Source organism: Microcystis sp. M44BS1 (assembly GCF_020244875.1).
GTDB classification, from domain to species: Bacteria; Cyanobacteriota; Cyanobacteriia; order Cyanobacteriales; family Microcystaceae; genus Microcystis; species Microcystis panniformis.
Genome location: NZ_JADBVM010000172.1, coordinates 1 through 12987, shown reverse-complemented (window position 1 = coordinate 12987; position 12987 = coordinate 1). Strand labels below are relative to the sequence as shown.

At 43.0% G+C, this 12987-nt stretch carries 16 protein-coding genes; 11 read left to right on the top strand and 5 right to left on the bottom strand.

The features are described 5' to 3' along the window. Positions 1–18 precede the first annotated feature (18 nt). Entirely contained in the window at positions 19–1140 is a 1122-nt protein-coding gene (locus tag IM515_RS13900) for an AAA family ATPase (RefSeq protein ID WP_287629628.1), read from the top strand. Further along, positions 1133–1834 (top strand): DUF3226 domain-containing protein, encoded by a 702-nt coding sequence (locus IM515_RS13895; RefSeq protein WP_287629627.1) that lies wholly within the window; start codon positions 1133–1135, stop codon positions 1832–1834. The genes IM515_RS13900 and IM515_RS13895 overlap by 8 nt, the downstream gene beginning before the upstream one ends. Before the next feature lie 52 nt (positions 1835–1886). Here the strand turns inward: IM515_RS13895 and psbV are convergent, their stop codons facing one another. Both psbV and IM515_RS13885 read right to left on the bottom strand, forming a co-directional pair. After that, positions 1887–2372, bottom strand: coding sequence for a photosystem II cytochrome c-550 (psbV, locus tag IM515_RS13890; protein WP_287629626.1), 486 nt, complete (start codon positions 2370–2372; stop codon positions 1887–1889). 128 nt (positions 2373–2500) lie between these two features. Continuing rightward, positions 2501–2707: a hypothetical protein gene (locus IM515_RS13885; RefSeq protein WP_002735525.1), complete on the bottom strand. Its 207-nt coding sequence runs from the start codon at positions 2705–2707 to the stop codon at positions 2501–2503. A gap of 524 nt (positions 2708–3231) precedes the next feature. On the opposite strand from IM515_RS13885, the gene remA reads away from it, so the two are divergent. From remA to IM515_RS13850, 7 genes are all read left to right on the top strand, one after another. Continuing rightward, positions 3232–3501, top strand: coding sequence for an extracellular matrix/biofilm regulator RemA (gene remA / locus IM515_RS13880; RefSeq protein ID WP_002737924.1), 270 nt, complete (start codon positions 3232–3234; stop codon positions 3499–3501). A gap of 12 nt (positions 3502–3513) precedes the next feature. Then, complete coding sequence (gmk, locus tag IM515_RS13875; protein WP_287629625.1) at positions 3514–4068, top strand: guanylate kinase; 555 nt, start codon at positions 3514–3516, stop codon at positions 4066–4068. A 261-nt stretch (positions 4069–4329) separates the two neighbouring features. Continuing rightward, a complete protein-coding gene (locus tag IM515_RS13870) occupies positions 4330–5616 on the top strand; it encodes an RNA-guided endonuclease InsQ/TnpB family protein (protein ID WP_287633240.1) in 1287 nt (428 codons plus the stop codon). Between the two features lie 18 nt (positions 5617–5634). Next, complete coding sequence (clpP, locus tag IM515_RS13865; protein ID WP_223212985.1) at positions 5635–6276, top strand: ATP-dependent Clp endopeptidase proteolytic subunit ClpP; 642 nt, start codon at positions 5635–5637, stop codon at positions 6274–6276. A 211-nt stretch (positions 6277–6487) separates the two neighbouring features. Next, positions 6488–6949 (top strand): hypothetical protein, encoded by a 462-nt coding sequence (locus tag IM515_RS13860; RefSeq protein ID WP_045360129.1) that lies wholly within the window; start codon positions 6488–6490, stop codon positions 6947–6949. A 227-nt stretch (positions 6950–7176) separates the two neighbouring features. Next, complete coding sequence (tgt, locus tag IM515_RS13855; protein ID WP_287629624.1) at positions 7177–8301, top strand: tRNA guanosine(34) transglycosylase Tgt; 1125 nt, start codon at positions 7177–7179, stop codon at positions 8299–8301. A 50-nt stretch (positions 8302–8351) separates the two neighbouring features. Then, positions 8352–8489 (top strand): photosystem II reaction center protein K, encoded by a 138-nt coding sequence (locus IM515_RS13850; protein ID WP_002739211.1) that lies wholly within the window; start codon positions 8352–8354, stop codon positions 8487–8489. A 335-nt stretch (positions 8490–8824) separates the two neighbouring features. Here IM515_RS13850 and hetL read toward each other — a convergent pair whose 3' ends face one another. The 3 genes from hetL to IM515_RS13835 all read right to left on the bottom strand — a co-directional run bounded on the left by hetL (position 8825) and on the right by IM515_RS13835 (position 11110). Then, positions 8825–9487, bottom strand: coding sequence for a heterocyst differentiation pentapeptide repeat protein HetL (hetL, locus tag IM515_RS13845; protein ID WP_287629622.1), 663 nt, complete (start codon positions 9485–9487; stop codon positions 8825–8827). A gap of 52 nt (positions 9488–9539) precedes the next feature. After that, positions 9540–9902 carry an ArsR/SmtB family transcription factor gene (locus IM515_RS13840; RefSeq protein WP_002738764.1) on the bottom strand — a complete coding sequence of 121 codons (363 nt, stop codon included), beginning with the start codon at positions 9900–9902 and terminating at the stop codon, positions 9540–9542. Positions 9903–10099: 197 nt separating this feature from the next. Then, positions 10100–11110 (bottom strand): DUF6398 domain-containing protein, encoded by a 1011-nt coding sequence (locus IM515_RS13835; RefSeq protein WP_287629621.1) that lies wholly within the window; start codon positions 11108–11110, stop codon positions 10100–10102. 136 nt (positions 11111–11246) lie between these two features. Between IM515_RS13835 and gatA the strand changes: the two genes are divergently transcribed. Continuing rightward, entirely contained in the window at positions 11247–12698 is a 1452-nt protein-coding gene (gene gatA / locus IM515_RS13830) for an Asp-tRNA(Asn)/Glu-tRNA(Gln) amidotransferase subunit GatA (protein ID WP_185238415.1), read from the top strand. Positions 12699–12903: 205 nt separating this feature from the next. Beyond that, positions 12904–12987: DUF2887 domain-containing protein (locus IM515_RS13825; RefSeq protein ID WP_287629637.1), on the top strand; the 84-nt coding region annotated here is incomplete at its 3' end.

Genomic DNA, 12987 nt, shown 5'->3' with positions numbered 1-12987 from the left:
TTCAGCCCGGAGGTCAACATGATTAAGGATATTGAAATTAGTAATTTTAGATGTTTTGAGCATACCAAAATTGAAGGCTTTGAGCGAGTTAATTTAATTGGCGGTAAAAACAATTCAGGGAAAACTGCCCTATTAGAGGCTTTAATTGTTGCTGACAAGCCTGAGAATATTTTATTTTTAAGATACTTGAGAAGAGAGGCAACAAGAATTCATCAGGCATTACCAAAACAGACTTTTGAAAATTTATTTTTTAGGCAAAATCAGCCGCAAGAAATGTTGATTAAAACCCAAAATGAGAATAAACAGGAAACGGAAAATAGAATTATATTCTCTGAAAACATTTCAGAAGAGTTATCAAGAAGCACCAAAATAGCTGGTGGATTAGATTGGTTACGGGATTTTATAGAAGGAGAATCATATTTTCCCAAAGGTATAATACCTACTTTGCGATTTAATATCATCGATAAATTCTCGGGAAATAGTGAGGAATTTATTATAATTGCCACACCCAAAAATTATTTAAATATTAGCTTGAATGGACAATACATAAAACCATCCGACTATAGCTCAGAAAGTGCCAAAAATATGCCAATAATCACAACATTAATGGGAGAAATTAATGCTGATCTAGTCGAAGATTATGAACTTATTGTTTTTCAAGGCAAAAAAAATGAAGTGCTAAATTCTATTCGCATTCTCGATCCATGTATTGAAAATGTTGAGAGTTTTTATCTTGGTTCACCTAGTTTATATCTGACGAGAAAAGGAGAAACTCGTTTACCAATATCACTATTTGGAGATGCTATCAATCGCCTAGTTCAGATAATACTGAAATTAAAGGAAAGTTCTATTTTATTAATTGATGAAATTGAAAACGGCATACATTACACTAATCAAAGAGAATTTTGGAAACTGCTATTCCGATTAGCTATCGAACTAGATAGCCAAATTTTTGCCACAACCCATAGTTTAGAGATGATCCAAGCTTTTGCGGATGTGGGGTTAGAATATTATCCAGAACAGGGGGCCTATTTTGAACTAGCAAGGAGTCCCAGAACTGATAAAATTATTGGTATTAAAAGACAATTAAGCACTTTAGAGTACGCCTTAAAACATGGCAATGAGGTGAGAGGTGAGTAACTTATTAATCGTCGAGAGCAAGAATGATAAAATTTTTATCGAAGCCCTAGTGCAATACTTAAATTTTACCAAAATTCAGTTAGATAAACCGATTTGCTTTGAGGAAGATGACTATAAATGTTTACAGGGTTTAGATCAAGCTAAATTAACCAGCACTTTCGAGGAAATTAAGGCGACTATTCGTAAAAAAGCTATCCCTAAAGTTGGTATTATTATCGATCAAGATTCTGACACTAAGACAGAGCGACTAAATTGGCTTAACGATTGTCTAAAAAATGTGTATCCAGAAGCGGAAGATATTAGGGAAACCAGTCAGCTTTATAGATTGACAACAATAGAAGATCAAATCACAGAATTTGCTTGTTATTTTACCAATGTGGACGGACAAGGAAAACTAGAAACAGTTCTCAAGAAGATTAAAAGTCAAGATTCCACCTATGCGGATTGTTTAGAAGACTGGAGAAATTGTTTAAACAAGCAAGAAAAATCGATTAAAGACAAAGATTTTGATAAGTTTTGGATTAGTAACTATTTACGATTTGATACCTGTTCCACAGAAGACAAAAAACAAGCTGGCAGGAAATGCAGTATGAATGGATTTGATTATGTTATGAAAAACAAACGTCATATTTGGAACTTTGAGCATGAGGTATTAAATGAACTCAAAGAATTTTTACAACTATTTGCTGTCTAATCAAAAATCCCCCTAGAAATCTAGAGGGATTGAGGGATATATGGAGGGCAATTTAGAAGTAAATTGTACCACCCCAACGCTCGTCTAGACGGGGAGCAACCAACATATAAGCGGCGACGTTATACACATCATCTTCGGTCAGATTGCGTAATTCTGGGAAGATATCGGGACGGCTAACATTGGGATGAAATTCGCTTAGATCATCTTCACCATCGTAACTGGTGGGATGTTCTAGATAATCAATCAATGCTAACAGATTATCTCTGGGAGGTTCCGCTTTTGCTAGATCACCCAGACCCAAACTGACATTATTATTAGTTTTGGTTTTACCTTGCAGGTGACACTTAGTACAATTGGCGACAAAAAGTTTCTGTCCTTCCGTCGCTTGTTCAGAAGTCAAAGTCACCGATTCCCCTACGTCATTGAGGGTGATGGTGAGGGTTTCTTGATCGAGTTCTAAGGCACTAGCGCCGTTAAGATTGAATTGTAATACAAAAAAGACTACAGCGATCGCTGCCACAATCAAACGTTTGATCATTGTTCTCCTACTCGCAATTGTTCCAAGAAAGGGAATTTTAAGGTGACTAAAAAATTTTCTCCTCTGGGAGGGTGTCGATCGATTCTAAGTGATCACGGACACCGAGAAGATCGCAGTGGGGAATAAAGTCAAGGGGACGTTTCCGTTTTCGAGGCGGTTACTCCTGAGCGTTGGGATAAAATCAGTGAGATAATTGCTTTAGCATCTTCTAGGGCGAGATTAGTCTGCCGATCTTTATAGGAGATGCCTAATTGGTCGCAAAGTGACAACACAGATTCATCGGCCAGATCGTACTCTGCCGCAATATCAGCGATCGATAGATCAGCAAAACCCATAGTCTAACGCACCCACCAAGGATAGAGAATACTTATTAGTTACCATAATTATCATGCCATTGCTGGGGACATTCTTAACAGTGATCAGTTATCACTGATCACTGATCAGTTATCAGATGTGAGTTTTCAGTTCACTGATTACTGTTTACTGTTTACTGGACGGCTACGCCGTGCCTTTGGCAACACTGAAAAAAGCTCCCATCACCCTACACCCCACACCCCCCCTGCCCCCCCCGATGTCGGGGGGGTTGGGGGGGTCACACCCCACACCCTATACCCCACTTCCCCATCACCCCATCACCCCACTCCCCCAAAATTCCCTAATTTTCCCGACTTTTGCCTTTTTATTCCCTAAGATAGAGACTTGTGTAAACAAATTTAATTAAAATCGCAAAAAACCTGAAAAAATACTAAAATGTGATTAAGAATGTTATTTTTAGCGTTGTAAGGCTAAATCTTTCCCGATAACATTGTAATCATACCTCCACACTCTTTTGTACAAAGGGCTGCACCTTTGTTAACTTATGGATATACAACTGATCAACATCGGCTTCGGTAATATTGTTTCCGCTAATCGGGTTATCGCCATCGTTAGCCCAGAATCGGCTCCTATCAAACGCATCATCAGTGATGCTCGGGATAAAGGCTGTTTAATCGATGCTACCTACGGAAGACGGACTCGTGCGGTGATCATCACCGATTCTAGTCATGTGGTGCTGTCGGCCATTCAACCAGAAACCGTGGCTCACCGTTTCGTGGTCAACAAAGAAGCCCCTGTTAATAGTAGCAACTAAGTTATTAACCCCATGCAACCCGGTCAATTAATCGTCATTACTGGCCCTAGCGGTGTGGGCAAGGGTACGCTAGTCCGGCATTTACTAACTCGTTTCCCTAACCTCTACCTGTCCGTATCCGCTACTACGCGCCCACCTCGACCGGGTGAAATTGAGGGGAAAGATTACTACTTTCTCGACCGTCCCAGTTTCGAGGAGAAAATGGCAGCTGGAGAATTTCTCGAATCGGCCGAATACGCGGGCAATTATTATGGAACTCCCCAATCAGCGATCGCCGCTCAATTAGCAACAGGCCAGACCGTAATTCTAGAAATCGAATTAGAGGGGGCCAGACAGGTGTGTAAAAGCTTCCCCGAAGCGAGGAGAATCTTTATCCTACCCCCCAGTTTCGAGGAATTAGAACGTCGTTTGCGCGACCGGGGCAAAGATGCCGAAACAGCGATCGCCCGTCGTTTAGAACGCGCCCGAGAAGAATTGGCCGCCAGCGGGGAGTTCCCCTATCAAATCGTCAACGATGACCTAGAAACCGCCCTAGATGCCATCGAGAAGATTATTTTTAGCCGTTAGCTGTTGGGGGTTAGGTGTTAGGTTTTGGGGTTTTAGGGTTTTGGGGTTTTAGTTGAAATTCCCCACTTCCCCACTTCCCATTCCCCAAGTTACCTAAAATATCGGATGAATACCCCCGCTACATTTTTCGATAAGATACTCACAAAAATTAGCGGGGGATGAAATCCGACCAGAATATTAGCAACGGAGCATCGGTTTAATTCCACCATCTGTGGACAAACTGTGTTATAATCTACTTAACCAATGGTCGAGAATTGTTAGATGCTAGTCGTAGAAGCAAAGCTAAAAAACGGGACACTAGAGCAATATCACCGGCTTGATGAAGCTATTAGAACTTCTCAGTTTGTACGTAACTCTTGTGTTCGTTATTGGATGGATCATAAGGGTACAACCCGCAATGATCTCCAAAAACTTTGCTCGGTACTAGCTAACAATAAAGAGACACCTTGGGTTAATAAATTAAACTCTCAAGCTCGTCAATCGGCTGCTGATAGAGCCTGGCAATCAATTACTAGGTTTTATCAGAATTGTCATGCTAAGATACCGGGAAAAAAGGGTTTTCCTCGGTTCAAAAAGCATAGCCGTTCGGTTGAATATAAACTAACAGGCTACAAACTATCAGATGATCGACGTAAAATCAGATTTACTGATGGCTTTAAAGCAGGAGAATTTGATTTATGGTGTAGTCAGAAAACCTTAGTTTATTATTCAGAGCAACAGATTAGACGGGTAAGAGTTGTTAGACGTGCTGATGGTTATTATTGCCAGTTTCTGATTGACGTAGAACGGCAAGAATACCATAAACCGACGGGACAAATAACAGGAATTGACTTGGGGTTAAAAGAGTTTTATACCGACGCTCAAGGCAATACTGTAGAAAATCCCCGTTATTTAAGCAAGTCAGAAAAACGACTTAAAAAAGCACAAAGGAGATTATCAAAACGATTTCGTCAAGGAAAGAAACAGTCTAAAAACTATCACAAGCAACGGATAAAAGTAGCTAAACTTCATCTTAAAGTGTCAAGACAACGTAAAGACAAAGCAATTAAAGACGCTTTGGCGTTAGTCCAATCTAATGATCTGGTCGTCTATGAAGCTTTAAAGGTAAGAAACTTAGTCAAAAACCGTAAACTTGCCAAGTCGATTTCTGATGCTTCTTGGTATCAATTCACCGAATGGTTTGAATTTTTTGCCAAGATTTATCAGATTGTTTGTGTTGCTGTACCACCGCATTTCACTTCTCAAGATTGTTCAGTTTGTGGGACGAGAGTTCAAAAAACCTTAAGCACTAGAACTCATCAATGTCCTAATTGTCAAACAGTCTTAGATAGGGATCATAATGCAGCAATAAATATTCTTAAAAAAGGGTTGAAATATTTGGGAAATCATCTCAACGGTACTGTTGGGCAAACAGAAACCGACCCAAACGCCTTGGGAGAGTCCGACCTCTGGGTTTTCAGTGGAGACATTGAGAATCTAAGTTGTCTCGTTGAACAAGGAATTTCCGATAGTGATAGGTCAAGAATCCCCCGTCACAGCGTAGCTTGACGGTGGGAGTATGTCAAAATCAAAAAACCAACCGCAGCAGCAAGACAAGAAAGCGCAATGATTCCTACCGTTATTGAAACCACAGGCCGGGGCGAACGCGCCTTCGATATCTATTCCCGACTACTCCGGGAAAGAATCGTCTTTTTGGGACAAGAAGTAACCAGCGACCTGGCTAACCTAATTGTCGCCCAATTACTATTTCTAGAAGCAGAAGACCCCGAAAAAGACATTTACTTGTATATCAACTCCCCCGGGGGTTCCGTTTCGGCCGGATTAGGGATTTTTGACACCATGAATCAAATCCGTCCCGATGTCAGCACCATTTGTATTGGTTTGGCTGCCAGTATGGGGGCTTTTCTCCTCAGCGCCGGCAAACCGGGCAAAAGAATGAGCCTACCCAACTCGCGGATCATGATTCACCAACCCCTCGGCGGCGCCCAAGGTCAGGCCACCGATATCGAAATTCAGGCCAAAGAAATTCTCTATCTCAAACAATTACTCAATCAACACCTAGCTAGTCATACCGGTAAACCTCTCGACCTCATCGCCGAGGATACGGAAAGGGATTTCTTTATGTCCGCCGAAGAGGCTCTAGACTATGGTTTAATCGATCAAGTGATCGATCGCAGTCCTTCTGCTTCCAACCCTCCCAGTAAATAGTTATGATTGGGTAGGCTCTGTCTACCCAGATTTTTGTAAATATTTAGTAAGCGGAAATTAATCATCGATCGTCGTTATTAATATTAAATAACAATGAAAAGTTCTAGCGGATTGGGTTAAGATCGAGACGTAACCCGAAGAAAATTGCAACAGGAATCGGTAGAAACCCCCCGGTGGGTTATTAACGGAAATTTTTTTACTGGCAATCCCTATGAACTATCATCCACCCTCACAGCCCCTGCCCGCCCCCTGTATTATTGATTCTGGCGTGGTCATCGCTAAAGAAGATATGCGTCGTCTCCTCGATGATCTCGGACGAGTTCGCTACATCCATAGTCTCGAAGGAGTGATTCAGAGTGAAGGGGAGGGGTGGATAGTGGAAGTTTTCGCCGATTATCAGCAAAGCACCCTAGTTGCTAACTACAGTCTTTATCTCAATACCTATAGCTTCGATTATCTGCGTTTAACCCGCTCTCCTGACGGTGAAACCTATTTTGATCTGATCCAAGACAATCGGCAATTACGGCTGATTCCCCTGAGTAATCCACTGCAAGACCCCGATATGAAAGCCCGTCTCAATGCTGATACCCTCGAAGCCATGGTTACTCAGGTACTTTCTGCTAAGTGGGATGTGCAGTTTGAAGACGAAGACGACAACGATTGCCCTTTTTAGGCAGTGAGCAGAAATACTGGTTACTAATAACAAGGGCCGAATCTAAAACCTAATTGGTTAAGCTAAAAGCTTTGATGTGCTTAGTTTCTAACCTTCTTTTTAGGTAGGAGAATTGCCAGATTCTGTCTTTTACCTCTTGCCTTCAGAAGCTGATAACTGATAACTGATAACTGATAACTGATAACTGATAACTGATAACTGATAACTGATAACTGATAACTGAAACAGTGGGATTTTCCTTTGAATTAATCGCCCAGTGTCCCCAAACTGGTGCGCGGGTTGGGGTTTGGCATACTCCCCACGGACCGGTAGAAACACCCCGTTTTATGCCCGTGGGAACTTTGGCCACGGTGAAAGGTTTGACCCCCGCTCAAATCGCCAGCACGGGAGCGCAAATGATTCTCGCTAATACCTATCACCTGCATCTGCAGCCTGGAGAAAGTATTATCGAGAAAGCGGGAGGTTTACACGAGTTTATGGCGTGGAACCAGCCAATATTAACAGATTCGGGTGGATTTCAGGTATTTAGCCTTAGTCAACTCCGGCAAATTAAAGAGTCGGGAGTCACCTTTCGATCGCCCCGGGACGGTAGAATAATCGAAATCACGCCGGAAAAATCGATTCAGATTCAAAATGCCCTCGGTGCTGATGTGATTATGGCCTTCGATGAATGTCCCCCCACGGGAGTCAGTCATGAGACCATGAAAGCATCCATAGAACGCACCTATCGCTGGTTAGAGCGCTGTCTGACGGCCCATCAACGACCTCAAGAACAGGCTTTATTCGCCATAGTACAAGGGGGAATTTATGAGGATTTACGGGCAGCGGCGGCGCAATCTTTAGTAAAACTCGATTTACCCGGTTATGCTATCGGGGGCGTGAGTGTGGGGGAAGAAACGAGCCTAATTCATCGCATTGTCCAGATAACTGCCCCTTTACTCCCCGAAAATAAACCCCGTTACTTGATGGGAGTGGGAACCTATCGAGAAATGGCCAAGGCGATCGCTAGTGGCATAGATCTGTTTGATTGCGTCATTCCCACCCGTTTTGGTCGCCATGGCACAGCTTTGGTGCGGGGAGAGCGTTGGAACCTAAAAAATGCCCGTTTTAAGGAGGATTTCGCCCCTTTAGACGAGACTTGTGCCTGTTACACCTGTCAACAGTTTAGCCGTGCCTATCTGAATCATTTAATTAAATCGGGGGAAATGTTGGGTTATATTCTCTTATCTCTGCACAATATCGCCGAATTAATCAGATTTACCCGTGAAATTCGTCAATCTATCCTAGGGGGGACTTTTGCCCAAGATTTTGCCCCTTGGCTTGAGGATGCCGTAGATGTCACCCCAACGTGATAAAATTTCAGGAAACGTTTGAAAATTTTCTTGTCAAGGTAGATAGAGAGATGGAAACTGCACTTTTGTTCGCCAAATTGCCAGAAGCATACCAAATTTTCGACCCCTTAGTCGATGTCTTGCCCCTGATTCCCCTATTTTTCCTCTTGCTGGCCTTTGTTTGGCAAGCATCCGTCGGTTTTAAATAAATCGACTTTCAATTATCAGTTATCAGTGAGCAGTTATCAGTTATCAGTGAGCAGTTATCAGTTATCAGTGAGCAGTTATCAGCTTCTGAAAGCAAGAGGCAAGAGGCAAGAGGCAAAAGACAGAATCTGACAATTCTCCTACCTAAAAAGAAGGTTAGAAACTAAGCACATCAAAGCTTTTAGCTTAACCAATTAGGTCTGAGATTCGGCCTTTGTTATCAGATTTGAGTTTTAAGTGAGTGGTATTAAGTGAGGAGTACGAAATGACATTAACACTGCTGTCTTTTCACTGTTTACTGTTTACTTTTTACTGTTTACTGAAAAAGCTTCCCAGATTAAAACAAAGTCCCGGTTAAATCAGCACCAGTTAAGTCCACATCTTCTAAAATTGCCCCGCGCAAATCAGCATAACTGAGATCCGCACCCCGGAAACTGGCCCCGGTGAGATCGGTGATAAATCCGTCTCTTTCGGGACTAGCACGAAAATTAACCCGGCAAAGTTGGCAATTAGCCAAATTAGCTCGATATAACAGGGAACCGCTCAGATTAGCATAGTTGAGATCGGCTCCGCAAAAGTTAGTTTTGCCTAAGTCGGTGCGTTGGTCGGAAGTGGAGCGAAAATCCGTATCGATTAATACGGCCTGCTGGAGATTAGCACTGTTGAGATTAACACCGTTTAAGACGGCTTTGGTTAAATAAGCGGCTTCTAAATTGGCTTTGATCAGATTAGCTCCGCTTAAGTCCGCATCGCGTAAACAGGCTCGATAAAAGTCCACTTGACTTAAATCTGCTCCCCAAAGAATCGCCTCACTTAAATCCGCTTCCCTCAGCAGCGATCGCGCAAGGCGTATTTTTCCTAACCGGGCCTGTCGCAGATCAGCACGGCAAAAATCGACTCCCGGGAGGATAATATTCGTTAAGTCGCCTTCCCGCAAATTAATCCCCCGAAAATCTCTTTCTCCCTCCCGATAGCGTTGACAAAGTTCTTCTAGGAGCATGGAAATTTTTCCTTATCATAATTGAGGCAAAATGTCAAGGGTTTGGTGATTTTTATTTAGGGAGATGGAAAGCTGGCAGACTCTCGAATTCTCGGGCCCGTTGACGCATTTGCTGACTAATGCGATCGCAAACCACCTGACAGAGATCATAGATGACGGGGTCGGTAATTTGATAGTAAACGCTGACTCCTTGGGGTTGTCGCGAGATAATTCCCGCTTGGGTTAAAGCTTTCAGGTGTTTGGAGAGATTGGCCTGGCCTAGTCCGGTAGCTTCAGCGATTTCTTTACCATTCATCGCGCCTAATTGCAAGCAACTGAGAATCTGTAGGCGACTGACTTCCGACAGGACTTTGAAATAGTCCGCCACGGAAGCGAGGACGACGCTAGAGGTTTGGGGGGAGAAACTGTCTAACATGGGTGGGTAATAAAGTGACCAGTTAAAAAGGCTGACAATAGGTGATCGTTTAAAACTTTATAACTATTGACTACTATAGTTTAACTGGAGAGGTAACTAGAGTCTAGTCGGCACGAGCGATCGAGATTGGGTTATTCAGGAATCTACTGCTGCAAGAGTGCCGCCTAACTCCACCAACAGACTTTTTATCGCAAACCCTAATTATCACCGAGCATGGTACTGATTAACTGCCGGACTGTAGTGCTAGGATGGTTCTCTAAATTGCTTGGTAAAGCCCATTCTGAGTCAAGATAGGACATCTTCAGTAAATCTCTCACTTGTTTTGATTTAGCTTGTCCTGTACTTTGGGCAACCCCAAAAGCTTGATAAAGTTCTGTGGCCGAAATGTGGGGATTTTGACTAGGATCGAAGAGAAAATTGACCATTCCTAGGGCGTGAGTAATGCCGGCAGCCCAGGAATTGGCTTTACCTTTTTCTAGGGGAGAGGGACGCTTACGAGCTAAAGTTGCGGTTAATTGGCGAATAAGTTGGGCGTATTCTTCATTAAGATATTTAGCGGCAAATTTATCGGTAATAGCGGTAATTTCTTGATATTTGGCCTGCATTGCCTTGGGAACATTTTCCGATTTAGGAACAGCTGGGGGCGTTTTTTTCGATGTTGCTGCCGCTTGCTGTTTAGCACGTTGTTCAGCATTATATTTTTCTTGAAAAGCTGTTAAACCCTCCTGACTGGTGATATCAAAACCCTGCTGATGCGCTTGTAACAAGAGATTTTTCATAAAACCGCCACTGTTGGGATCGTTCATCAGTTGACTAAAGCGATCGCCTAATTGCTCTAAATATTTAATAATAGCCTTAGCCTGAGTTAATTTATATTCTCGTCCCAAAAATTGCCAAAAACTAATTAATTCAGGGATAGCATCTTCGGTTTCCGTCGGATCGAGGATAGTAATTTTGCGTGGTAAGATCTTCTCCATTAAGATCTGCACATCTGCCTTAGTCATGGTAGCAAGGGTATAACCTTCATAGAGATAGGCCAACTCGACAAAGGTAGCAATCCAACCACAACCTTCTTGTTTTTCTTGATAATAGGCATCTCCCTCGGGCGAATTGATATATTCTTCGATCGCTCCATTAATATAATCTTCTAGTAAGGGTTCGGCTTCATCGTAGTCTAAATTATCTAATTGTCGGATATTAAAAGTCATAACTGTAGGTTTTCCTTCGAGGCTTTCCTTTAATTTTAGGGGATTAGCTGACCGACAGCCAAACTAACGCTAAAATAGTCTTTGCTGTCCGGGGTTGTTGCTTGCTCCTGACGGTGATTGTAACCGGTAACTGAACATGACTTCGATTCGTCAACTGCATCAACAACTCGTTAATAAAGAAAAAACAGCCGTCGAAATCGCCACAGAATTTCTTGCTCGTATTGAAGCGATCGAACCACAAGTAAAAAGCTTTCTCCATTTAACCCCGGATTTAGCCCTCGCACAAGCCCAAAAAGTGGACGAGAAAATAGCTAGAGGTGAATCTCTGCATCCCTTGGCAGGTATTCCCATCGCATTAAAAGATAATCTCTGCACCAAAGGTATCCCCACCACCTGCGCTTCTCGGATTTTAGAGAATTTTGTCCCCCCCTACGAGTCCACCGTTACCCAAAAATTACGAGATTTAGGGGCAGTTATCGTCGGTAAAACCAATTTAGACGAGTTTGCCATGGGTAGTTCCACGGAAAACTCTGGTTATCACGTTACTGCTAATCCTTGGGACTTATCCCGGGTGCCGGGGGGATCTTCCGGGGGTTCAGCTGCGGCTGTGGCCGCTCAAGAATGCGTGATTGCCCTAGGATCGGATACGGGTGGATCAATTCGTCAACCAGCTTCATTTTGTGGCGTTGTTGGGTTAAAACCGACCTATGGCTTAGTTTCTCGCTTTGGTTTGGTGGCTTACGCTTCTTCTCTCGATCAGATTGGTCCGTTTGGTCGTACCGTAGAAGATGCGGCGATTTTATTACAAGCGATCGCAGGTTACGATCCCCAAGATTCTACCAGTCTCAATCTGCCGATTCCCGACTATAGCCAATTCCTGAAAACCAGTTTAAAAGGGCTAAAAATTGGCGTAATTAAGGAAACTTTCGGGGAAGGTTTGGATCAGGTGGTTGCCGAGGCAGTTAATCAAGCTTTAGAGCAGTTAAAGGCCCTCGGTGCCACAATTAAAGAGATTTCCTGTCCCCGTTTCCGTTACGGATTGCCCACCTACTACATTATCGCTCCCTCGGAAGCATCGGCGAATTTAGCCCGTTACGATGGGGTTAAATACGGTATTCGGGAAGATGCCGATAGTTTGATTGATATGTACACCAAGACTCGCGCTCAGGGTTTTGGTGCGGAGGTTAAGCGCCGGATTATGTTGGGAACCTATACCCTCTCGGCGGGTTATTATGATGCTTATTACCTGAAAGCACAAAAGGTAAGGACTTTGATCAAAGAGGATTTCGATCGAGCTTTTCAATCGGTAGATGTGTTAGTTTCTCCCACTTCACCGACCACAGCTTTTAAAGCCGGGGAAAAAACGGCGGACCCTCTGAGTATGTATTTATCGGATTTAATGACTATTCCCGTCAATTTAGCCGGTTTACCCGGGTTAAGTCTTCCCTGCGGTTTTGATGGGCAAGGTTTGCCGATTGGTTTACAATTAGTCGGTAATGTGTTGCGCGAAGATCAATTATTTCATGTCGCCCACGCCTACGAACAGGCCACCGATTGGCACAAACGTCAACCATCTTTTACAAATTGATACAATTGCCGATGGCTATCTTTTGCCGGTAGCCATCAAGTAAAAATCGGCAACCCCGAAAATCTCTCAAGCTTTCTTTTAATTGGGGACAAGTTATCGAAAAAGCTTTTACTTCGTCATCCCAATTGCTCAAAAACAGGAGCTTACTGAAGAACACAATAAAAAACTGCTGCTAAACTAGAGGCCTCTTTTTGAGTTTAATTGCGTGAAAACTGACAGTATTTTCTATCAACTCTTACAAAGATTTCCCGCTTGTTTCTTTGATTTGTTGAACCTTCCCCCCGAAATC

Coding starts and splice junctions, on each gene's coding strand:
- IM515_RS13900 (WP_287629628.1), top strand. CDS start 19: ATGATTAAGGATATTGAAATTAGTAATTTTAGATGTTTTGAGCATACC.
- psbV (WP_287629626.1), bottom strand. CDS start 2,372: ATGATCAAACGTTTGATTGTGGCAGCGATCGCTGTAGTCTTTTTTGTA.
- IM515_RS13885 (WP_002735525.1), bottom strand. CDS start 2,707: ATGGGTTTTGCTGATCTATCGATCGCTGATATTGCGGCAGAGTACGAT.
- remA (WP_002737924.1), top strand. CDS start 3,232: ATGGATATACAACTGATCAACATCGGCTTCGGTAATATTGTTTCCGCT.
- gmk (WP_287629625.1), top strand. CDS start 3,514: ATGCAACCCGGTCAATTAATCGTCATTACTGGCCCTAGCGGTGTGGGC.
- IM515_RS13870 (WP_287633240.1), top strand. CDS start 4,330: ATGCTAGTCGTAGAAGCAAAGCTAAAAAACGGGACACTAGAGCAATAT.
- IM515_RS13860 (WP_045360129.1), top strand. CDS start 6,488: ATGAACTATCATCCACCCTCACAGCCCCTGCCCGCCCCCTGTATTATT.
- IM515_RS13850 (WP_002739211.1), top strand. CDS start 8,352: ATGGAAACTGCACTTTTGTTCGCCAAATTGCCAGAAGCATACCAAATT.
- hetL (WP_287629622.1), bottom strand. CDS start 9,487: ATGCTCCTAGAAGAACTTTGTCAACGCTATCGGGAGGGAGAAAGAGAT.
- IM515_RS13840 (WP_002738764.1), bottom strand. CDS start 9,902: ATGTTAGACAGTTTCTCCCCCCAAACCTCTAGCGTCGTCCTCGCTTCC.
- IM515_RS13835 (WP_287629621.1), bottom strand. CDS start 11,110: ATGACTTTTAATATCCGACAATTAGATAATTTAGACTACGATGAAGCC.
- gatA (WP_185238415.1), top strand. CDS start 11,247: ATGACTTCGATTCGTCAACTGCATCAACAACTCGTTAATAAAGAAAAA.